Source organism: Streptomyces sp. NPDC101181 (genome assembly GCF_044767975.1).
Taxonomy (GTDB): domain Bacteria; phylum Actinomycetota; class Actinomycetes; order Streptomycetales; family Streptomycetaceae; genus Streptomyces.
Window position 1 is genome coordinate 41620 of the sequence record NZ_JBIWOX010000021.1, and the last position, 20440, is coordinate 62059.

Below are 20440 nucleotides of genomic sequence, written 5' to 3' on the forward strand. Positions count from 1 at the left end.
CCATGGGCTCTCCGGGTACCCCGGATTCACGAGGAGCGCTCTTGCCAGACGAGGCCCAGTCAGCCGCCGCCCCGCAGCCCGACAAGCCCGCGGCGGCCCCCGCCGCGCCCGCGAAGGCCGCGCCCTCGAACGCGCCCAAGGCCGCGCCCCCGGAGCCCGGCCCCGACGCCGGGCGCCCCCAGTCGGCGGGGCCCGGCGGGTCCGGCGCCCCGGTCGCCAAGCCCGCCGCCCCGGCCGCGCCCGCGAACCCGTCCGCGTCCGGCAGCCCGGCGCAGCCCCCCGTGGCGCAGTCCGCCGCCGAAGGGCCCAAGCCCCCGGCTCCCGCGCCGCAGGCCCCGGCGAAGGCCGCCGCCCCGGGCGGGTCCGCCTCCCGCTCCGGTGGCTCCTCCAGCCGGGTCCGGGCCCGCCTCGCCCGCCTCGGCGTCCAGCGCTCCAGCCCGTACAACCCGGTCCTGGAACCTCTCCTGCGTACGGTCCGGGGCAACGACCCCAAGATCGAGACGGCCACGCTCCGGCAGATCGAGAAGGCCTACCAGGTCGCCGAGCGCTGGCACCGGGGGCAGAAGCGCAAGAGCGGCGACCCCTACATCACACACCCGCTGGCCGTCACCACCATCCTCGCCGAACTCGGCATGGACCCGGCGACGCTCATGGCGGGCCTGCTGCACGACACCGTCGAGGACACCGAGTACGGCCTGGACACCCTCAAGCGCGACTTCGGCGACCAGGTCGCCCTGCTCGTCGACGGCGTCACCAAGCTGGACAAGGTGAAGTTCGGCGAGGCCGCGCAGGCCGAGACCGTCCGCAAGATGGTCGTCGCGATGGCCAAGGACCCCCGGGTCCTGGTCATCAAGCTCGCGGACCGGCTGCACAACATGCGCACCATGCGCTACCTCAAGCGGGAGAAGCAGGAGAAGAAGGCCCGCGAGACGCTGGAGATCTACGCACCGCTGGCGCACCGGCTGGGCATGAACACCATCAAGTGGGAGCTGGAGGACCTCGCCTTCGCGATCCTCTACCCCAAGATGTACGACGAGATCGTCCGGCTCGTCGCCGAGCGGGCCCCCAAGCGCGACGAGTACCTCGCCATAGTGACCGACGAGGTCCAGTCCGACCTGCGCGCCGCCCGTATCAAGGCGACCGTCACCGGCCGCCCCAAGCACTACTACAGCGTCTACCAGAAGATGATCGTGCGCGGCCGTGACTTCGCGGAGATCTACGACCTGGTGGGCATTCGGGTGCTCGTCGACACCGTCCGCGACTGCTACGCGGCGCTCGGCACCGTGCACGCCCGGTGGAACCCGGTGCCGGGGCGGTTCAAGGACTACATCGCGATGCCCAAGTTCAACATGTACCAGTCGCTGCACACCACGGTGATCGGTCCCAGCGGCAAGCCCGTCGAGCTCCAGATCCGCACCTTCGACATGCACCGCCGCGCCGAGTACGGCATCGCCGCCCACTGGAAGTACAAGCAGGAGGCCGTGGCGGGCGCCTCCAAGGTCCGCACCGACGTCCCCAAGAACACCGGGCGCGGCCAGGACACCGTCAACGACATGGCGTGGCTGCGCCAGCTGCTGGACTGGCAGAAGGAGACCGAGGACCCCGGCGAGTTCCTGGAGTCCCTGCGCTTCGACCTCTCCCGCAACGAGGTCTTCGTCTTCACGCCGAAGGGCGACGTGATAGCGCTGCCCGCGGGCGCGACCCCCGTCGACTTCGCGTACGCCGTCCACACCGAGGTCGGCCACCGGACCATAGGAGCACGCGTCAACGGGCGGCTCGTCCCGCTCGAATCGACGCTCGACAACGGTGACCTGGTCGAGGTGTTCACCTCCAAGGCGGCCGGGGCCGGACCTTCCCGGGACTGGCTCGGCTTCGTCAAGTCGCCGCGCGCCCGCAACAAGATCCGCGCCTGGTTCTCCAAGGAGCGCCGCGACGAGGCGATCGAGCAGGGCAAGGACGCCATCGCGCGGGCCATGCGCAAGCAGAACCTGCCGATCCAGCGCATCCTGACCGGCGACTCGCTGGTCACCCTCGCCCACGAGATGCGCTACCCCGACATCTCCTCGCTGTACGCGGCGATCGGCGAGGGCCATGTCGCCGCCGCGGGCGTCGTGCAGAAGCTGGTGCAGGCCCTCGGCGGCCACGACGAGGCCAACGAGGACATCGCCGAGTCCACCCCGCCCTCGCACGGCGGCCGCGGCAAACGCCGGGCCAACGCGGACCCCGGCGTCGTCGTCAAGGGCGTCGAGGACGTCTGGGTCAAACTGGCCCGCTGCTGCACGCCCGTCCCCGGCGACCCGATCATCGGCTTCGTCACCCGGGGCAGCGGCGTCTCCGTGCACCGCGCCGACTGCGTCAACGTGGAGTCGCTGTCGCAGCAGCCCGAACGCATCCTCGACGTCGAGTGGGCGCCCACCCAGTCCTCGGTCTTCCTGGTCGCCATCCAGGTGGAGGCGCTGGACCGGTCCCGGCTGCTCTCCGACGTCACCCGGATCCTCTCCGACCAGCACGTCAACATCCTGTCGGCGGCCGTCCAGACCTCCCGCGACCGGGTGGCCACCTCACGCTTCACCTTCGAGATGGGCGACCCCAAGCACCTCGGGCACGTCCTGAAGGCCGTCCGGGGCGTGGAGGGCGTCTACGACGTCTACCGGGTCACCTCGGCGCGCAGGCCGTAACAGCGGCACCCCGGCGCGCGGCAGGCCGTGACAGCGGTGACGCGAAGGCCCCGGTACGCATCGCGTACCGGGGCCTTCGCGCGGGCGGCGGCAGAAGCGTCAGCCGCCGAACTCCTCCAGGCCCTTCAGCGCCTGGTCCAGCAGTGCCTGACGGCCCTCCAGCTCCTTGGCCAGCTTGTCCGCGCGGGCGTTGTTGCCCTGGGCGCGGGCCGTGTCGATCTGCGTGCGCAGCTTGTCCACGGCCGCCTGGAGCTGACCGGTCAGACCCTCGGCGCGGGCCCGCGCCTCCGGGTTGGTCCGGCGCCACTCGGACTCCTCGGACTCCAGGAGTGCCCGCTCCACCGCCTGCATCCGGCCCTCGACCCTGGGCCGGGCGTCACGCGGTACGTGGCCGACGGCCTCCCAGCGCTCGTTGATGGACCGGAACGCGGCGCGGGCCGCCTTCAGGTCCCGCACCGGCACCAGCTTCTCGGCCTCGGCGGCGAGCTCCTCCTTGAGCTTGAGGTTCTCGCCCTGCTCGGCGTCCCGCTCGGCGAAGACCTCCCCGCGGGCGGCGAAGAAGACGTCCTGGGCGCCGCGGAAACGGTTCCACAGGTCGTCCTCGGCCTCGCGCTGGGCGCGGCCCGCCGCCTTCCACTCGGTCATCAGGTCGCGGTAGCGCGCGGCCGTGCCCGCCCAGTCCGTCGAACCGGACAGCGCCTCGGCCTCGGTGACCAGCTTCTCCTTGGCCTTGCGGGCCTCCTCGCGCTGGGCGTCCAGCGCGGCGAAGTGGGCCTTGCGCCGCTTGGAGAACGCCGAGCGCGCGTGCGAGAAGCGGTGCCACAGCTCGTCGTCCGACTTGCGGTCCAGGCGGGGGAGACCCTTCCAGGTGTCCACCAGCGCCCGCAGCCGCTCACCGGCCGACCGCCACTGCTCGCTCCCGGCCAGCTCCTCCGCCTCGGCGACCAGCGCCTCCTTGGCGTGCTTGGCCTCGTCGGTCTGCTTGGCCTTCTGCGCCTTGCGCTCCTCGCGCCGCGACTCGACCGTCGCCACCAGCGCGTCCAGCCGCCGGCGCAGCGCGTCGAGGTCGCCGACCGCATGGTGCTCGTCGACCTGCTGGCGCAGATGCCCGATCGCCGTCGTCGCGTCCTTCGCCGACAGATCGGTGGTCTTCACCCGCCGTTCGAGGAGGCCGATCTCGACCACCATGCCGTCGTACTTGCGCTCGAAATAGGCCAGAGCCTCCTCGGGGGAACCGGCCTGCCACGATCCGACGACCTGCTCGCCGTCGGCTGTACGCACGTACACGGTGCCCGTCTCGTCGACGCGGCCCCACGGGTCGCTGCTCACAGCGCCTCCTCCACCTGATGTCCGTGAGGGGGTTCGCCCCCCGGGCATCGTCCACAGTTTCCTGGGGCGGGCCTCGCCCGCCCTGCACAACGCCAATCTAGGCGACCGGCCGCCCGGCTGTCCGCACTCCGCGCGGCCGAAATTCTCCGCTCCGGGCCGGTCCGCGCCGAAGCGGCCCGCCACCGCCGGGCCGTCGCCCGGCCCGGCCGCGGGCCGCCCGCGTCAGTCCTTCTCGACCGACGCCTTCTCGACCGTCACGGCCTTCTTCGGCGGACCGTCGGGCTGGTCGCCCTCGACCCCGGCCTTGCCGATCGCCTCGACGGCCTTCAGGGACGCCTTGTCCATCGTGCCGAACGGGGTGTAGGTCGGCGGGAGCTTCGTCTCCTTGTAGACGAGGAAGTACTGGCTGCCGCCGGAGTCCGGCTGACCGGTGTTGGCCATCGCGACCGTGCCCGGCGGGTAGGTCACCGAGCCGTCGGCGCCCGCCTTGCCGAGCGCGTCCAGGTTCTCGTCCGGGATGTTGTAGCCCGGACCGCCCGTGCCGTCGCCCTTGGGGTCGCCGCACTGGAGCACGAAGATGCCCTGGGTGGTGAGCCGGTGGCACTTGGTGGCGTCGAAATAGCCCTTGTCGGCGAGCGCCTTGAAGGAGTTCACCGTCTGCGGTGTCTTCGCCGCGTCCATCGCGAAGGCTATGTCGCCCTGCGTCGTCTTCAGCGACATCGTGTACGTCGCCTTCTTGTCGATCTTCATCGGCGGCAGCGGAGCCTTGCTCTCGCTCTTCGACGGCTCCGGGGAGGGGCTCTGGCTCGCCGCGGCGTCGCTGCCCTTGTCCTTGTCGTCGTCCCGGCCCGCCACCACGAACGCGCTCACCGAGATGACCGCCACCACGGCCACGGACGCCGCGACGATCGCGATGATCCGCTTGTTCCTGCGGCGGGCCTCCTCCCGGCGCTTCTGCTGGCGCTCGAACTTCTCCCGGGCGAGCTGCCGTCGCCGCTGTTCGCTGCTGGACACCGGTGGGGCTCCTTGTGACGTCGTGGGATCTCGTGGGTCGCGAGATGCGGGCCTGAGCTGCCCGTACCGTATATGGGTTACCTGTGTCATGAGGAGCGCCGGTAGGCTCTGGTTCCGCCACGGCCTCGCACCGCGGCCGCTTCCACCGGACGAACCTTAAGGACGATCGTGCTCATTGCCGGGTTCCCCGCCGGGGCCTGGGGGACCAACTGCTACCTGGTCGCCCCCGCCGCCGGTGAGGAGTGCGTGATCATCGACCCGGGCCACCAGGCCGCCCAGGGCGTCGGGGAAACGCTGAAGAAGCATCGGCTCAAGCCCGTCGCCGTCGTCCTCACCCACGGCCACATCGACCACGTCGCCTCGGTCGTCCCCGTCTGCGGCTCCCACGACGTCCCCGCCTGGATCCACCCCGAGGACCGCTACATGATGAGCGACCCGGAGAAGGCGCTCGGCCGCTCCATCGGCATGCCGCTCATGGGCGAGCTGACCGTGGGGGAGCCCGACGACGTCAAGGAGCTGACCGACGGGGCGAAGCTGAGCCTGGCCGGCCTGGAGTTCGGCGTCTCGCACGCCCCCGGCCATACCAAGGGGTCGGTGACCTTCGGGATGCCCGGGGCCGCGGACGTGCCGCCGGTCCTCTTCTCGGGCGACCTGCTCTTCGCCGGCTCCGTCGGACGCACCGACCTGCCCGGCGGCGACCACGCCGAGCTCCTCGACTCGCTGGCCCGGGTGTGCCTGCCGCTCGACGACTCGACCGTGGTGCTGTCCGGCCACGGCCCCCAGACGACCATCGGCCGCGAGCGCGCCGCCAATCCGTATCTGAACGGACTGGACGGCTCGCCGCGCCGAGGACTGTAGACGAGAGACGCAACCACGTGAGCACCTTCCAGGCCCCCAAGGGCACGTACGACCTGATCCCGCCGGACTCCGCGAAGTTCCTGGCGGTGCGCGAGGCCATCTCCGCACCCCTGCGCGACTCCGGCTACGGCTACATCGAGACCCCCGGCTTCGAGAACGTCGAGCTCTTCGCGCGCGGAGTCGGCGAGTCCACCGACATCGTCACCAAGGAGATGTACACCCTCACCACGAAGGGCGGCGACGAGCTGGCGCTGCGCCCCGAGGGCACCGCCTCCGTACTGCGCGCCGCCCTGGAGGCCAACCTCCACAAGGCGGGCAACCTCCCCGTCAAGCTCTGGTACTCCGGCTCGTACTACCGCTACGAACGCCCGCAGAAGGGCCGCTACCGCCACTTCTCCCAGGTCGGCGCCGAGGCCATCGGCACCGAGGACCCGGTCCTGGACGCCGAGCTGATCATCCTCGCCGACCAGGCGTACCGCTCGCTGGGCCTGCGCCGGTTCCGCATCCTGCTGAACTCGCTGGGCGACAAGGAGTGCCGGCCGGTCTACCGCGAGGCGCTCCAGACCTTCCTGCGCGACCTGGACCTCGACGAGGAGACCCGCCGCCGCATCGAGATCAACCCGCTGCGCGTCCTGGACGACAAGCGGGCCGCTGTGCGCGAGCAGCTCACCGGCGCCCCGAAGCTCCGCGACTACCTGTGCGACGCGTGCAGGGCCTACCACGAGGAGGTCCGGACGCTGCTCACCGCGGCCGGGGTCGCCTTCGAGGACGACGAGAAGCTGGTCCGCGGCCTCGACTACTACACCCGCACCACCTTCGAGTTCGTCCACGACGGCCTGGGCTCCCAGTCCGCGGTGGGCGGCGGCGGCCGCTACGACGGCCTCTCCGAGATGATCGGCGGCCCCGCGCTGCCGTCCGTCGGCTGGGCGCTCGGCGTGGACCGCACGGTGCTCGCGCTGGAGGCCGAGGGCGTCGAGCTGGACCTGCCCGTCACCACCAGCGTGTACGCGGTGCCGCTCGGCGAGGAGGCCCGCCGGGCGCTGTTCGGCGTCGTCACCGGACTGCGCCGCGCGGGAGTCGCCGCCGACTTCGCCTTCGGTAGCCGTGGCCTGAAGGGCGCGATGAAGAGCGCCAACCGCTCCGGCGCGCGCTACACCCTGGTCGCGGGCGAGCGCGATCTCGCCGAGGGCGTCGTCCAGCTCAAGGACATGGAGTCCGGCGAGCAGCGCGCGGTGCCGCTGACCGGGGCCCTGGCGGAGCTGACGAAGCTGCTCGGCTGAGAGCGGGGACGCGGCGAGGGCGGCGCGCGCGGCAGGGCCTCAGGTCCTGCCGCGCGCGCTGCCCCGCGCGTTCACAGCAGTCCGTGCCCCATGGCACTGGTCACCGCGGCGGTCCGGTCGCTCACGCCCAGCTTGCCGAAGACCCGCAGCAGATGCGTCTTCACCGTCGACTCCCCGATGAACAGCTTCCGCCCGATCTCCGCGTTGGTGCACCCCTGGGCCACCAGCCGCAGCACCTGCGTCTCACGCTCGGAGAGCCGCGGCAGCTCCGGGACCCCGCGCAGCCGGTCCACCAGCCTCGTCGCCACGGTCGGCGCGAGCACCGTCTCACCCCGCGCCGCCGCCCGGATCGCGTCCGCCAGCTCCGCCCGCCCCAGGTCCTTGAGCAGATAGCCCGACGCCCCGGCCTCCACCGCCTTCAGGATGTCGCCGTCGCTCTCGTACGTGGTCAGCACGACGACCCGGCAGGGCAGCCCCGCCGCCCGCATCCGGCGGATCGACTCGACGCCCCCGCCGCCCGGCATCCGCAGGTCCATCAGCACGATGTCCGGAAGCAGCTCGGCGGACAGGGCCTCGGCCCGGGGCCCGCTGTCGGCCTCGGCCACCACGTCGAGGTCCGGCTCGGCCTCCAGCATCCCGCGCAGCCCCTCCCGTACCACGGGGTGGTCGTCGGCCAGCAGGACACGGATCACGGGGTGCTCCTTCGGGAGGTGTCGGGTGGGAGCGGCAGGGTGACCGTCACCGAGGCGCCCGAGCCCGGAGCGCTGTGGATCTCCGCGCTGCCGCCCGCCTCCTCGGCCCGCGCCCGTACCCCGTCGAGACCGTAACCCGCGCGCGGCGCCCGGGGGTCGAAGCCGCACCCCTCGTCCCGTACGGACAGGGTCAGGGCGTTCGGGGCGTACCCGAGGAGGACGGTCACCGGTACGCGGGGGCCCGCGTGCTTACGGGTGTTGGCGAGGGCCTCCTGGCAGGCGCGCAGGGCGACCACCTCGTACGCGGTCGGCAGCGGCCCGACCTCGCCGGTGACCATCAGCCGGGCCGGGGCCCCGGTCTGCGCGGTGTGCCGCTCGGTGAGCCGGCGCAGGGCCTCCGCCAGTGAGGTGCCGGCCAGATCGGCGGGGGAGCCCCCGGCCACCAGCGCCCGCGCCTCGGCCAGGTTCTCCCGGGCGGTCCGGGTCATCAGCGCCACGTGTCTGCGGGCCTGCGGCGGATCGTGGTCCAGCTCGGACTCGACGGCCTGGGACAGCATCAGCAGGCTGGTGAAGCCCTGGGCCAGGGTGTCGTGGATCTCCCGCGACATCCGCTCCCGCTCCGCGAGAGCCCCGTGGGCCGCCGACAGCCGGGCGATCTCCTCCCGGCCCGCCTCCAGCTCGGCGATCAGCGCGGCCCGCTCCCGGCTCTGCGCGATGATCCGCATCATCCACTGCCCCAGGAACGCGCTGAACGCGAACGTCGCCACCGCCAGCAGCAGCCGGAAGACCGCCTCGCCCACCGAGGGCCGCCACAGCAGCGTCCAGCCCGCGAACGGCACCGCGCCCATGACGCCCAGCACCCACAGCGCACCCCGCAGCCGCAGCAGCGTGAAGCACTGCGGGGCCAGCGCGAACGTGACCAGCTGGCTCTCGTTCACCAGCATCGCGGCGGGGAGGAACAGCAGCACCGCCCCGATCACGTAGCGGCGCGCGGGCCGCCCGTTCCCCGAGTCGTCCAGCATGGCGGGCCGCCCGGCCAGGACGTACCAGGGCAGGTTCAGCGCCACGATCCCCGCCGCCACCGCCCGCACCGGCCAGGACGGCTGGGCGGCGGCGAGGACCACGGCGAGCGTCACCCCCCACACCACGGCGAAGTACGCGTCCCAGGGGCGCAGGGACCGGACCCAGACGTCCAGGTCGCGTGCTCCGTCCGCCCCGGTCAGCCCTCGCGCGGGCTCTTCCAGCGAAACGTCAGCAGACACAGCAGCAACCCTCCGATGCACCACGCGCCCAGCACCAGGGCGACCCGGCCGAACTCCCAGCCTCCCGCCTGCTCCAGCGCCGCCGCCGAATCCGGCAGGAACACCCCACGGAAACCCTGGCACATCCACTTCAGCGGGAACAGCGCACCGAGATTCAGCATCCAGTCGGGCAGCTGGCTCGCCGGGATGTAGACGCCGGAGACGAACTGGAGCACCAGGAACGGCAGGATCACCACCGACCCCGCGCTCCGGCCGGACCGCGGGACGCTGCTGATGGCGATGCCCAGCAACGTGCACGCGGCCGCGCCGAGCAGGAAGATCCAGCCGAACGTCAGCCAGCTGAGCACGTCCGTGGGCAGCCGCAGACCGAACATACCCACCCCCACCAGCAGCAGGACCGCCGCCTCCAGCAGGCCGGTCACCAGGACCAGCCACACCTTGCCCAGAAAGTAGGCGGCGGGCGGCATCGGGGTGGAGATCAGCCGTCGCAGCTGCCGTTCGTCCCGCTCGACCGCGATGGAGATGCCGAGGGACTGGAAGCTGGTCGCCATGATGCCCGCCCCGAGCATCGCGGCGACGTAGAGCTGGGAGAGCGGCACGTCGGTGCCCTCCAGCGTGCCGCTGAAGATCGAGGCGAACAGCACCAGGAAGACGACGGGGAAGGCGAAGGCGAAGACCACCTGGTCCCGCTGGCGGAAGAACTGCTTCAGCTCCAGCCCGCCGCGCAGTGCTCCGAGTCCCCAGACCCCGGGAAGGCTCTCCTTCATCGGTCCTCCTCCCGCTGCCCGATGAGGCGCAGATAGACGTCCTCCAGCGTGGGCCGGGTGACCAGCAGCCCGGGTACCTCCCCGCCGAAGCGTCCGGCGAGCGCGCTGACCGTACGGGTGGGGGTGGCGGTCTCCTCGGAGCACGGGGTGCCGTCCGGTTCCGTCCAGCGGACCGTCGCCCGCGCGCCGTACCGGGAGCGCAGCGCCTCGGGGCTGCCCTCGGCGACGGCGGTGCCCGCCGCGACGACCACCAGCCGGTCGGCGAGCGCCTCGGCCTCCTCCAGGTAGTGCGTGGTGAGCAGGATGGTGGTGCCGCCGTCGGCGAGCAGCCGGATCAGCTGCCAGAACTGCCGCCGGGCCGCCGGGTCGAAGCCGGTGGTCGGCTCGTCGAGGAGGAGGAGCCGGGGACCGCCGATCACACCGAGCGCCACATCGAGGCGCCGTCGCTGCCCGCCCGAGAGCGCCTTGACCCGGGAGGAGGCCTTCGCCTCCAGACCGACCAGGGCGATGGTCTCGTCGGGGTCGCGCGGCCGGGGGTAGTAGCGGGCGAAATGCCGCACCGTCTCCCGTACCGTCAACTCGGCGGGCGCGGATTCATCCTGCCAGACGATTCCGACCTGGGACCGCCAGCGGCGTCCGGCGGTCGCCGGATCGGCTCCCAGCACCTGGACGCTGCCGCCGTCCCGGCGCCGCTGTCCCTGGAGGACACCGACGCAGGTGCTCTTCCCCGCGCCGTTGGGGCCGAGCAGTCCGCACACCTCACCGGGCCGGATGTCCAGGTCGAGGCCGTCCAGCGCCACCAGGTCGCCGTACCGCTTGCGCAGACCGCGTACGTTCACCACGAGTTCCGTCATGGAGCCGAGCATTCCGCGCGGCGGCCCGTTCCCCGCCCACCGGGCGTACACCTTTATGTCCATCGAACGGCTGACCCGTACGGGGGTGCGGCACAATGACCGTGCCCGGCTGACCACTCGGTGACGGAACGGCGATATGACGACTGCAGCGGTAGACCACGACCTCTCCTCCGACCAGGACGAGGGCGGCCGGAAGCGGACCTTCGGGGCCGGGCGCGGTCTGGCCCTGCTCCTGGTGATCACCGGCGCGGCCGGGCTCCTGTCCTCCTGGGTCATCACCATCGACAAGTTCAAGCTGCTGGAGGACCCGTCCTTCACGCCGGGATGCAGCCTCAACCCAGTCGTCGCGTGCGGCAACATCATGAAGAGCGAACAGGCGTCCGCCTTCGGGTTCCCCAACCCGATGCTCGGGCTGGTCACCTACGGGATGGTCGTCGCCATCGGAGTGTCCCTACTCGCCGGGGCCCGCTACCGCGGCTGGTTCTGGCTGGGGCTGAACGCCGGGATGCTGTTCGGCGTCGGTTTCTGCACCTGGCTCCAGTACCAGTCGCTGTACAACATCAACTCGCTCTGCCTGTGGTGCTGCCTGGCCTGGGTCGCCACCATCGTCATGTTCTGCTACGTCACCACGCACAACGTCAGGAACCGCGTCCTTCCGGCCCCCGCCTGGCTGCGCAACGGGCTCACCGAGTTCCCGTGGGTGCTGCCGGTGATGTGGACCGGGATCATCGGCATGCTGATCCTGACCCGCTGGTGGGACTTCTGGACCAGCTGAGCGGGCTCGTCCGGCAGGTGCGCCCGGGGCACTGTCGGCGGGGTCGCTTAGGCTTCATGACGTGGAGCCCGACCTCTTTACCGCAGCCGCCGAAGACCGCCAGGAGAAGGACCCGTCCAGCAGCCCGCTCGCTGTGCGGATGCGTCCGCGCGTGCTCGACGAGGTCGTCGGCCAGCAGCACCTGCTGAAGCCGGGCTCCCCGTTGCGCAGGCTCGTCGGTGAGGGGGACGGCGGCCCGGCCGGCGCCTCCTCGGTGATCCTGTGGGGTCCGCCCGGCACCGGCAAGACGACCCTGGCGTACGTGGTCAGCAAGGCCACCAACAAGCGCTTCGTCGAGCTGTCCGCGATCACCGCGGGCGTCAAGGAGGTGCGGGCCGTCATCGAGGGCGCGCGCCGCGCCACCGGCGGCTTCGGCAAGGAGACCGTCCTCTTCCTCGACGAGATCCACCGCTTCTCCAAGGCCCAGCAGGACTCGCTGCTGCCCGCCGTGGAGAACCGCTGGGTCACCCTCATCGCCGCCACCACGGAGAATCCGTACTTCTCGGTCATCTCCCCGCTGCTGTCGCGCTCCCTGCTGCTCACCCTGGAGCCGCTGACCGACGACGACCTGCGCTCCCTTCTGCGCCGGGCGCTCACCGAGGACCGCGGCCTGGGCGGCGCGGTCGCCCTGCCCGAGGACGCCGAGGACCACCTGCTGCGCATCGCGGGCGGCGACGCGCGCCGGGCGCTGACCGCACTGGAGGCGGCGGCGGGCGCGGCACTGGCCAAGCACGAGGAGCGGATCACCCTGGAGACGGTCGAGGAGACCGTCGACCGGGCCGCCGTGAAGTACGACCGCGACGGGGACCAGCACTACGACGTCGCCAGCGCCCTCATCAAGTCCATCCGCGGCTCCGACGTCGACGCCGCCCTGCACTACCTGGCCCGGATGATCGAGGCGGGGGAGGACCCGCGGTTCATCGCCCGGCGGCTGATGATCTCCGCCAGCGAGGACATCGGCCTGGCCGACCCCACCGCGCTGCCCACGGCCGTGGCCGCGGCCCAGGCCGTCGCGATGATCGGCTTCCCGGAGGCGGCACTCACCCTCAGCCACGCCACCATCGCCCTGGCGCTCGCCCCCAAGTCCAACGCGGCGACGCTCGCCATCTCCGCCGCCCAGCAGGACGTCCGCGACGGGCTCGCCGGTCCCGTCCCGGCGCATCTGCGCGACGGGCACTACAAGGGCGCCGCCAAGCTCGGCCACGCCCAGGGCTATGTCTATCCGCACGACGTCCAGGGCGGTATCGCCGCCCAGCAGTACGCCCCGGACGCGGTCCGCGACCGGCACTACTACACCCCCACCCGCTACGGCGCCGAGGCGCGGTACGCGGACGTCGTCGACCGGGTGCGTGAGCGGCTCGGCCGCACCGGCGACGGCGAACGGACCGAGGGCACGCCCTGACCGGACCCGGTCACCCGTCCCGGTTCCGGGTGCGGGTCAGTGCGAGGCCGCCTCGAACAGGGTGTGCATGGCCCGGCGCAGCCCGGTGACGTCCCGCACGGGTTCGGGGAACTCGAAGCGGGCGTCGAAGCACGCGTCCTTGCTCTCGATGAAGCGGACCCGCAGTCCGAAGCGGTCCAGCGCCACGGGCACGGCGCTCGGCCGACGGTGGGCGCAGGCCTGGGCGGTGCGCTCGCCGAGCAGCTCGCACAGGGTGCCCATCTGCTCGTCGTGGGCGGCGTGCAGATGCTGGAGCAGCTCGACCTCGTGGCTGACCAGCGGGTCGGGCGCCGCGTCCCGGAAGTCCTCCGGCTCGATGTCCTCGGCGCCCCAGAGGTCGTCCACGTAGGCCTCGCCGAACTCCAGGCGCAGCATCATCCGGCCGGGCCGCGCGATGCCGGGTACGGAGGTGAGCCAGCCGGACACCCGGGCGCGGCCGCGGATACGGTGCGGGACGGAGACGGGGGCGACGTCCGTGAGCTCCAGCACGGCGGTCAGCTCGTCGCCCTGGGCGTGCGTCGCGGCCCGTACGGCCGGGGAGTCCGCGGGGAATTCCAGGAACACGTCACCTTCGGGACCCACGCTCCGGCTGTCCGGGATCAGGTGCTCGGAACGGGCCAGATCGAGCCCGGGTACGAGGAGCAGTGCGGAGCAGGTACTCTGTACGAGAGTTCGTGTGCGCTCGGCTGCTGACGGCATCCGAGTGGTTTCAAGCCCGCTGGGACGCGGCTGACCACGATCAGATCGGCCTTCCGTCGTAGCAGCACCCTCTGAAGAGGTGCTGCCGCTGTCTGTGCTGTCCGTGACGTGAGTGGTGTTCCCAGGGCGAGACATGCGATCTCCTTGAGTAAGGTAAGCCTAACCTAACCTACAACGGAGGTCTGGAGAACGTGCCTAACCAGTCGCGTCCCAAGGTCAAGAAGTCGCGTGCCCTCGGCATCGCCCTGACGCCCAAGGCTGTCAAGTACTTCGAAGCGCGCCCCTACCCGCCGGGCGAGCACGGCCGTGGCCGCAAGCAGAACTCGGACTACAAGGTCCGTCTGCTGGAGAAGCAGCGCCTGCGTGCGCAGTACGACATCAGCGAGCGCCAGATGGCCCGCGCCTACGACCGTGCCAAGAAGGCCGAGGGCAAGACCGGCGAGGCGCTGGTCGTCGAGCTGGAGCGCCGTCTCGACGCCCTGGTCCTGCGTTCGGGCATCGCCCGCACCATCTACCAGGCCCGTCAGATGGTCGTCCACGGCCACATCGAGGTCAACGGCGGCAAGGTCGACAAGCCCTCCTTCCGCGTGCGCCCCGACGACATCGTCCAGGTCCGCGAGCGCAGCCGCACCAAGGTCCCCTTCCAGGTGGCCCGCGAGGGTGGCTACGACACCGAGGGTGAGACCCCCCGCTACCTCCAGGTGAACCTGAAGGCCCTGGCCTTCCGCCTGGACCGGGACCCGAACCGCAAGGAGATCCCGGTGATCTGCGACGAGCAGCTCGTCGTCGAGTACTACGCCCGCTGATCCGGGCGCAGCCGCTCTCACCAGCGCTCAGGCCCGCCCCTCCCGGTCGTCCGGGAGGCGGCGGGCCTTCGCTTTCCCCCGGCCGCCCCGCCCGGCCCCGGGCCCCCGCCCGTGCCCGGCGCGTCCGGCGCCCCGGGCCCCCCGCCACCGGACAGCGCCCGCTCGACCGCGGTGTCCGCGTCCAGCCGCCGGCCCGCCCGCAGTCCCTCCTCGTACCCGGCGCTCCCCAGCTCCCGGCGTGCCCGCTCCTCGCACTCCACCCGCGGCCGCCCGTAGTACGCGGAGCCGAACAGCGGGAGCCCCACCGACGGCCACAGGCGCTCCGCCGCGCCCTGGAGCACCGCCGCCTCCCCGGCGTCCCCCTCCTCCGCGGTCACCAGGGCCAGCAGCTCCAGCGAGAGCACGGTGCCCAGCAGGTCGTTGAAGGTACGGCCGATCGTCAGGCACTCCCCGAGCATCTGCCGCGCCCGCGCGGGCGCTCCCCGCTTCAGCGCCGCGTACGCCAGGACGTACAGCGCGTACGCGAGCGTCCACCGCTCCCCGTGGTCCTCGCAGATCTCCCGGACCTCGTCGCAGATGACCGCCGCCGCGTCCAGGTCGCCCAGGAACGCCACCGCCATGGCCAGCTCGACCTGGGCCATCAGGACGTTGCTGTTCAGCTCGCCGATCTCGCGGTAGCGGCCCAGTGCGTCCCGCAGCAGCTCCTCGGCGCGCGGCATGTCGTCCGTGACGATCGCCAGACAGCCCGTGCGGTGCACCGCGTACGCCAGCGCCGTCGCGTCACCGGAGCGCTCCGCCTCCTCCCGGCACTCCTGGAGCGCCGAGATCGCGCCCACCGCGTCCCCCTGGAGCACCGCGACATAGCCCAGCACCCAGAGCGCCTTCAGCCGCGCCGCGTCGTGCGGGGCCGGCTCCTCCAGGACGTGGTCCAGCCAGTGCCGGCCCTCCGACAGCCGCCCGCACCCGGCCCAGTAGAACCACAGCGTGCCCGCCAGGTACTGCGCCAGCCGCACCTCGTCGGGGCTCTCCATGGAGTACTCCATCGCCCGCCGCAGGTTGGGCAGCTCGCTGTCGACCCGGGCCGCCACCTCCGCCTGCCGGGGGCTGAACCAGTCCAGCTCGCACCAGGTCGCGAGCCCCAGGAACCAGTCCCGGTGCCGCCGCCGCAGCCGGGGCGCGTCCCCGGCCGCCACGAGCCACTCCGCCCCGTACTCGCGGACGGTGTCCAGCAGCCGGTAACGGGCCCCGGCCGCCCCGTCCTCGCGCTCCACCACCGACTGGGCCAGCAGCTCGTCCAGGACGTCCAGCACCGACTCGGCGGGCAGATCCGGTCCGCCGCAGACGTACTCCGCCGCCTCCAGGTCGAACTGTCCCGCGAACACCGACAGCCGGGCCCACAGCAGCCGCTGCTCCGGTGTGCACAGCTCATGGCTCCAGCCGATCGCCGTCCGCAGCGTCTGGTGACGGTGCGGCGCCCCCCGGTGCCCGCCGGTGAGCAGCCGGAACCGGTCGTCCAGCCGCAGCAGCACCTGGTCCACCGACAGGGCCCGCAGCCGCCCGGCGGCCAGTTCGAGCGCCAGCGGAAGGCCGTCGAGGCGGCGGCAGAGCTCCAGCGAGACGGCCTGTTCCTCCCGCGTCGGCTCCCATCCCGGCCGCACGGCACGGGCGCGCTCGGTGAACAGCTCCACCGCGTCCGCGTCGGACATCGGGGCGAGCGGGAACGTCCGCTCCCCGTCCACCCGGAGGGGGCAGCGCCCGGCCGCGAGCACCTGGAGGCGCGGGGCCCGGCGCAGCAGTTCCCGTACGAGGGCGGCGCAGTCCTCGACGAGATGCTCGTAGCCGTCGATCACCAGCAGCGTCCGGCGGCCGGACAGGTGCTCGACGAGCGTGGTGCGCGGCGTTCTGGTGGTGTGGTCGGTCAGCCCGAGCGCGTCGATCAGGGCGTGTTCCAGCAGGCCGGGATGGTGGACAGTGGACAGATCGGCGAGGCGGACCCCGTCGCAGTACCGTTTCTCCACCAAGGCGGCGAGCCGGGTGACGCACCGGGTCTTGCCCACGCCGGCCACTCCGGCGACGGTGACGAGCCGGGACTCCTCCAGGAGCCCGGACAGCTCGGCCAGTTCGGGTCCGCGCCCCACGAACCGGTTCAGTTCGGCGGGCAGATCGCCGGAGGTCCCCGGGCGGCGGCCGTCCGGGGCGTCGGGCTGAGGACCGGAGTCCTGCGGGTGTCGCATGAAACACGGAGGGTACTGGCTTGAAAGCTCTCCGTACAATCTCGTCGGCGCACACCCCGCCCAGCCCGCGGAGAATGCGGTAGGGGAGGAGATGCGCGGCGCGATAGGCTCGTGGGACGACGACCGGGTGCGCGCGGGAGCGCGGGACCCGGCCGTACCGACGGAGACAGGCCCCGGCTCCGGGGCCGATCGACGAGCAGAGAGCGGTGCACAGTGTCCGGTGGAGAGGTTGCCGGGATTCTCGTGGCCGTCTTCTGGGCGATCCTGGTCTCGTTCCTCGCCGTGGTGCTGGTGAGGCTCGCCCAGACGCTCAGGGCGACCACCAAACTCGTGGCGGACGTGACCGACCAGGCCGTTCCGCTGCTGGCCGACGCCTCGGCGACGGTGCGCTCCGCGCAGACCCAGCTCGACAAGGTCGACGCCATCGCGAGCGACGTCCAGGAGGTCACCTCCAACGCCTCCGCGCTCTCCACCACCGTCGCCTCCACCTTCGGCGGACCGCTGGTCAAGGTCGCCGCCTTCGGCTACGGCGTCCGGCAGGCCCTCGGCCGACGCACCGCACCCGAGCCCGAGCCCGAACCGGCGCGCGGCCGCTCCGCCGCCCGCCGTACGGTGATCGTCGGCCGGACCGTGCCCTCGGCGCGCGGACGCAGGCGCGACCGCCGAAACCCCCGCGCACAGAAGGACTGATCGAGCGATGTTCCGCCGCACCTTCTGGTTCACCGCCGGCGCAGCCGCCGGCGTCTGGGCCACCACCAAGGTCAACCGCAAGATCCGGCAGCTCACCCCCGAGAGCCTCGCGGCCCAGGCCGCGGACAAGGCGATCGAGACGGGCCACAAGCTCAAGGACTTCGCCCTCGACGTCCGGGACGGCATGGTCCGGCGCGAAGCCGAACTGGGCGGGGCGCTCGGCCTGGAGGCCCCGGTCGACCATGACCTGCCCGTACAGCGGCACTACGCCGTCGAAGCGGCCGAACCGCCCGCGAACACCACGCACCGCAAGCTCCCCTACAAAACGAACAACCGGAATGAGGACCACTGATGGAGTCGGCTGAAATTCGCCGCCGCTGGCTGAGCTTCTTCGAGGAGCGCGGTCACACCGCCGTCCCCTCGGCGTCGCTCATCGCGGACGACCCGACTCTGCTGCTGGTCCCCGCGGGCATGGTTCCCTTCAAGCCGTACTTCCTCGGCGAGGTCAAGCCGCCCGCCCCGCGCGTCACCAGCGTGCAGAAGTGCGTGCGTACGCCGGACATCGAAGAGGTCGGCAAGACCACCCGCCACGGCACCTTCTTCCAGATGTGCGGCAACTTCTCCTTCGGGGACTACTTCAAGGAAGGGGCCATCCAGCTCGCCTGGGACGCCCTGACCAACTCCGTCGAGGACGGCGGCTACGGCCTGGACCCCGAGCGGCTCTGGATCACGGTCTACCTCGACGACGACGAGGCCGAGGCCATCTGGCGGGACAGGATCGGCGTCCCCGCCGAGCGCATCCAGCGCCTGGGCAAGAAGGACAACTTCTGGTCCATGGGCGTCCCCGGACCCTGCGGCCCCTGCTCCGAGATCAACTACGACCGCGGCCCCGAGTTCGGCGTCGAGGGCGGCCCGGCCGTCAACGACGAGCGTTACGTGGAGATCTGGAACCTGGTCTTCATGCAGTACGAGCGCGGCGCGGGCGACGGCAAGGAGGACTTCCCGATCCTCGGCGACCTGCCGTCGAAGAACATCGACACCGGTCTCGGCCTGGAACGCCTGGCGATGATCCTCCAGGGCGTCCAGAACATGTACGAGACCGACACCCTGCGCGTCGTCATGGACAAGGCCACCGAGCTGACCGGCGTCCGCTACGGCGCCGACCACGGCACGGACGTCTCGCTCCGCGTCGTCGCCGACCACATCCGTACGTCGGTCATGCTCATCGGCGACGGCGTCACCCCCGGCAACGAGGGCCGCGGCTACGTGCTGCGCCGCATCATGCGCCGCGCCATCCGCAACATGCGCCTGCTGGGCGCCACCGGCACGGTCGTGAAGGACCTGACCGGCGTCGTGATCGACACGATGGGGGAGCAGTACCCCGAGCTGATCACCGACCGGGGGCGCATCGAGACCGTCGCGCTCGCCGAGGAGGCCGCCTTCCTGAAGGCCCTCAAGGGCGGCACCAACATCCTGGAGACCGCGGTCACCGAGACCAAGGCCGCGGGCGGCAGGGTCCTCGCCGGGGACAAGGCGTTCCTGCTCCACGACACCTGGGGCTTCCCGATCGACCTGACTCTGGAGATGGCCGCCGAGCAGGGCCTCTCGGTGGACGAGGACGGCTTCCGCCGGCTCATGCAGGAGCAGCGCGACAAGGCCAAGGCCGACGCCCGCGCCAAGAAGACCGGTCACGCCGACCTGTCCGCCTACCGCGAGGTCGCGGACGCCTCCGGCGCCACCGAGTTCACCGGCTACACCAGCGTCGCGGGCGAGTCCACCATCGTCGGCCTGCTGGTCGACGGTGTCCCCTCGCCCGCCGCCACCGAGGGCGACGAGGTCGAGGTCGTCCTCGACCGCACCCCCTTCTACGCCGAGGGCGGCGGCCAGCTCGCCGACACCGGCCGCATCCGGCTGGACACCGGCGCGGTGATCGAGGTCCGCGACGTCCAGAAGCCGGTCCCCGGCGTCCACGTCCACAAGGGCGTCGTCCAGGTCGGCGAGGTCACGGTCGGGGCCCCCGTCCTCGCCTCGATCGACGCGACCCGCCGCCGTGCCATCGCCCGCGCCCACAGCGCCACCCACCTCACCCACCAGGCGCTGCGCGACGCGCTCGGCCCGACGGCCGCCCAGGCCGGCTCCGAGAACTCGCCCGGCCGCTTCCGCTTCGACTTCGGCTCGCCCGCCGCCGTTCCCGGCACGGTCCTCACCGACGTCGAGCAGAAGATCAACGAGGTCCTCTCGCGCGAACTCGACGTCCAGGCCGAGGTCATGTCGATCGACGAGGCCAAGAAGCAGGGCGCCATCGCCGAGTTCGGCGAGAAGTACGGCGAGCGGGTCCGCGTCGTCACCATCGGCGACTTCTCCAAGGAGCTGTGCGGCGGCACCCACGTCCACAACACCGCCCAGCTCGGCCTGGTGAAGCTGCTCGGCGAGTCCTCCATCGGCTCCGGCGTGCGCCGTATCGAGGCCCTGGTCGGCGTGGACGCGTACAACTTCCTCGCCAAGGAGCACACGGTCGTCGCCCAGCTCCAGGAGCTGGTCAAGGGCCGCCCCGAGGAGCTGCCCGAGAAGATCGCGGGCATGCTCGGCAAGCTGAAGGACGCCGAGAAGGAGATCGAGAAGTTCCGCGCGGAGAAGGTCCTCGCGGCCGCCGCCGGGCTCGTCGAGTCCGCCCAGGACGTCCGGGGCGTCGCTCTCGTCACCGGCCAGGTCCCCGACGGCACCTCCGCCGACGACCTGCGCAAGCTGGTGCTGGACGTGCGCGGGCGCATCCAGGGCGGCCGCCCGGCCGTCGTGGCCCTGTTCACCACGGCGGGCGGCCGTCCGCTCACCGTCATCGCCACCAACGAGGCCGCCCGCGAACGCGGCCTCAAGGCCGGTGACCTCGTCCGTACGGCCGCCAAGACCCTCGGCGGCGGTGGCGGCGGCAAGCCGGACGTCGCCCAGGGCGGCGGCACGAACCCGGCCGCCATCGGCGACGCCGTCGCCGCGGTCGAACGCCTCGTCACCGAGACGGCGTGAC

General features: G+C 72.0%; 17 protein-coding genes. 9 read left to right on the top strand and 8 right to left on the bottom strand.

Going from position 1 to position 20440, the window contains the following annotated elements; all coding sequences use genetic code 11:
- The first annotated feature begins 41 nt into the window (after positions 1-41).
- On the top strand, positions 42-2678 hold the full coding sequence (locus tag ACIRRU_RS25915; protein WP_403684317.1) for a RelA/SpoT family protein: 2637 nt from the start codon (positions 42-44) through the stop codon (positions 2676-2678).
- A 99-nt stretch (positions 2679-2777) separates the two neighbouring features.
- On the opposite strand, the gene ACIRRU_RS25920 is transcribed toward ACIRRU_RS25915, so the two are convergent.
- Both ACIRRU_RS25920 and ACIRRU_RS25925 read right to left on the bottom strand, forming a co-directional pair.
- Positions 2778-4007, bottom strand: coding sequence for a DUF349 domain-containing protein (locus tag ACIRRU_RS25920; protein ID WP_403684319.1), 1230 nt, complete (start codon positions 4005-4007; stop codon positions 2778-2780).
- Positions 4008-4229: 222 nt separating this feature from the next.
- Positions 4230-5021 carry a peptidylprolyl isomerase gene (locus ACIRRU_RS25925; protein WP_403684321.1) on the bottom strand — a complete coding sequence of 264 codons (792 nt, stop codon included), beginning with the start codon at positions 5019-5021 and terminating at the stop codon, positions 4230-4232.
- A gap of 168 nt (positions 5022-5189) precedes the next feature.
- Between ACIRRU_RS25925 and ACIRRU_RS25930 the strand changes: the two genes are divergently transcribed.
- Positions 5190-5879 (top strand): MBL fold metallo-hydrolase, encoded by a 690-nt coding sequence (locus tag ACIRRU_RS25930; RefSeq protein WP_403684322.1) that lies wholly within the window; start codon positions 5190-5192, stop codon positions 5877-5879.
- A 17-nt stretch (positions 5880-5896) separates the two neighbouring features.
- Positions 5897-7159 (top strand): histidine--tRNA ligase, encoded by a 1263-nt coding sequence (gene hisS / locus ACIRRU_RS25935; protein WP_403684324.1) that lies wholly within the window; start codon positions 5897-5899, stop codon positions 7157-7159.
- Between the two features lie 71 nt (positions 7160-7230).
- Here the strand turns inward: hisS and ACIRRU_RS25940 are convergent, their stop codons facing one another.
- Genes ACIRRU_RS25940 through ACIRRU_RS25955 form a run of 4 tightly spaced genes read right to left on the bottom strand, consistent with a single transcriptional unit; the run spans position 7231 to position 10734 of the window.
- The gene (locus tag ACIRRU_RS25940) at positions 7231-7851 is read right to left on the bottom strand and encodes a response regulator (RefSeq protein ID WP_403684325.1); all 621 of its coding nucleotides are present in this window, start codon (positions 7849-7851) and stop codon (positions 7231-7233) included.
- Positions 7848-9113, bottom strand: a complete 1266-nt coding sequence (locus tag ACIRRU_RS25945) for a sensor histidine kinase (RefSeq protein WP_403684326.1) — start codon at positions 9111-9113, stop codon at positions 7848-7850. The genes ACIRRU_RS25940 and ACIRRU_RS25945 overlap by 4 nt, the downstream gene beginning before the upstream one ends.
- Positions 9071-9880 carry an ABC transporter permease gene (locus ACIRRU_RS25950; protein WP_403684328.1) on the bottom strand — a complete coding sequence of 270 codons (810 nt, stop codon included), beginning with the start codon at positions 9878-9880 and terminating at the stop codon, positions 9071-9073. Before ACIRRU_RS25950 ends, ACIRRU_RS25945 begins: the two co-directional genes overlap by 43 nt.
- Positions 9877-10734 (bottom strand): ABC transporter ATP-binding protein, encoded by an 858-nt coding sequence (locus ACIRRU_RS25955; RefSeq protein ID WP_403684330.1) that lies wholly within the window; start codon positions 10732-10734, stop codon positions 9877-9879. The genes ACIRRU_RS25950 and ACIRRU_RS25955 overlap by 4 nt, the downstream gene beginning before the upstream one ends.
- Before the next feature lie 136 nt (positions 10735-10870).
- Here ACIRRU_RS25955 and ACIRRU_RS25960 point away from each other — a divergent pair, with 136 nt between their 5' ends.
- Positions 10871-11509 carry a vitamin K epoxide reductase family protein gene (locus ACIRRU_RS25960; RefSeq protein ID WP_363202455.1) on the top strand — a complete coding sequence of 213 codons (639 nt, stop codon included), beginning with the start codon at positions 10871-10873 and terminating at the stop codon, positions 11507-11509.
- 61 nt (positions 11510-11570) lie between these two features.
- Complete coding sequence (locus ACIRRU_RS25965; RefSeq protein WP_403684331.1) at positions 11571-12950, top strand: replication-associated recombination protein A; 1380 nt, start codon at positions 11571-11573, stop codon at positions 12948-12950.
- A 36-nt stretch (positions 12951-12986) separates the two neighbouring features.
- Here the strand turns inward: ACIRRU_RS25965 and ACIRRU_RS25970 are convergent, their stop codons facing one another.
- On the bottom strand, positions 12987-13688 hold the full coding sequence (locus ACIRRU_RS25970; RefSeq protein WP_403684332.1) for a DUF2470 domain-containing protein: 702 nt from the start codon (positions 13686-13688) through the stop codon (positions 12987-12989).
- 191 nt (positions 13689-13879) lie between these two features.
- Here ACIRRU_RS25970 and rpsD point away from each other — a divergent pair, with 191 nt between their 5' ends.
- A complete protein-coding gene (gene rpsD, locus ACIRRU_RS25975) occupies positions 13880-14494 on the top strand; it encodes a 30S ribosomal protein S4 (RefSeq protein WP_363202458.1) in 615 nt (204 codons plus the stop codon).
- Positions 14495-14511: 17 nt separating this feature from the next.
- Here the strand turns inward: rpsD and ACIRRU_RS25980 are convergent, their stop codons facing one another.
- Entirely contained in the window at positions 14512-16728 is a 2217-nt protein-coding gene (locus tag ACIRRU_RS25980; protein ID WP_403684334.1) for an ATP-binding protein, read from the bottom strand.
- Positions 16729-16941: 213 nt separating this feature from the next.
- Here ACIRRU_RS25980 and ACIRRU_RS25985 point away from each other — a divergent pair, with 213 nt between their 5' ends.
- From ACIRRU_RS25985 to alaS, 3 genes are read left to right on the top strand one after another with little or no spacing between them, the layout of a single operon-like run.
- Complete coding sequence (locus tag ACIRRU_RS25985; protein ID WP_363202460.1) at positions 16942-17418, top strand: DUF948 domain-containing protein; 477 nt, start codon at positions 16942-16944, stop codon at positions 17416-17418.
- Between the two features lie 7 nt (positions 17419-17425).
- Positions 17426-17770: a DUF6167 family protein gene (locus tag ACIRRU_RS25990; RefSeq protein ID WP_403684335.1), complete on the top strand. Its 345-nt coding sequence runs from the start codon at positions 17426-17428 to the stop codon at positions 17768-17770.
- The gene (gene alaS / locus ACIRRU_RS25995; protein ID WP_403684337.1) at positions 17770-20439 is read left to right on the top strand and encodes an alanine--tRNA ligase; all 2670 of its coding nucleotides are present in this window, start codon (positions 17770-17772) and stop codon (positions 20437-20439) included. The genes ACIRRU_RS25990 and alaS overlap by 1 nt, the downstream gene beginning before the upstream one ends.
- The last annotated feature ends 1 nt before the right edge of the window (position 20440 follow it).

Coding starts and splice junctions, on each gene's coding strand:
- ACIRRU_RS25950 (WP_403684328.1), bottom strand. CDS start 9,880: ATGAAGGAGAGCCTTCCCGGGGTCTGGGGACTCGGAGCACTGCGCGGC.
- ACIRRU_RS25955 (WP_403684330.1), bottom strand. CDS start 10,734: ATGACGGAACTCGTGGTGAACGTACGCGGTCTGCGCAAGCGGTACGGC.
- ACIRRU_RS25960 (WP_363202455.1), top strand. CDS start 10,871: ATGACGACTGCAGCGGTAGACCACGACCTCTCCTCCGACCAGGACGAG.
- ACIRRU_RS25970 (WP_403684332.1), bottom strand. CDS start 13,688: ATGCCGTCAGCAGCCGAGCGCACACGAACTCTCGTACAGAGTACCTGC.
- ACIRRU_RS25980 (WP_403684334.1), bottom strand. CDS start 16,728: ATGCGACACCCGCAGGACTCCGGTCCTCAGCCCGACGCCCCGGACGGC.
- ACIRRU_RS25990 (WP_403684335.1), top strand. CDS start 17,426: ATGTTCCGCCGCACCTTCTGGTTCACCGCCGGCGCAGCCGCCGGCGTC.
- alaS (WP_403684337.1), top strand. CDS start 17,770: ATGGAGTCGGCTGAAATTCGCCGCCGCTGGCTGAGCTTCTTCGAGGAG.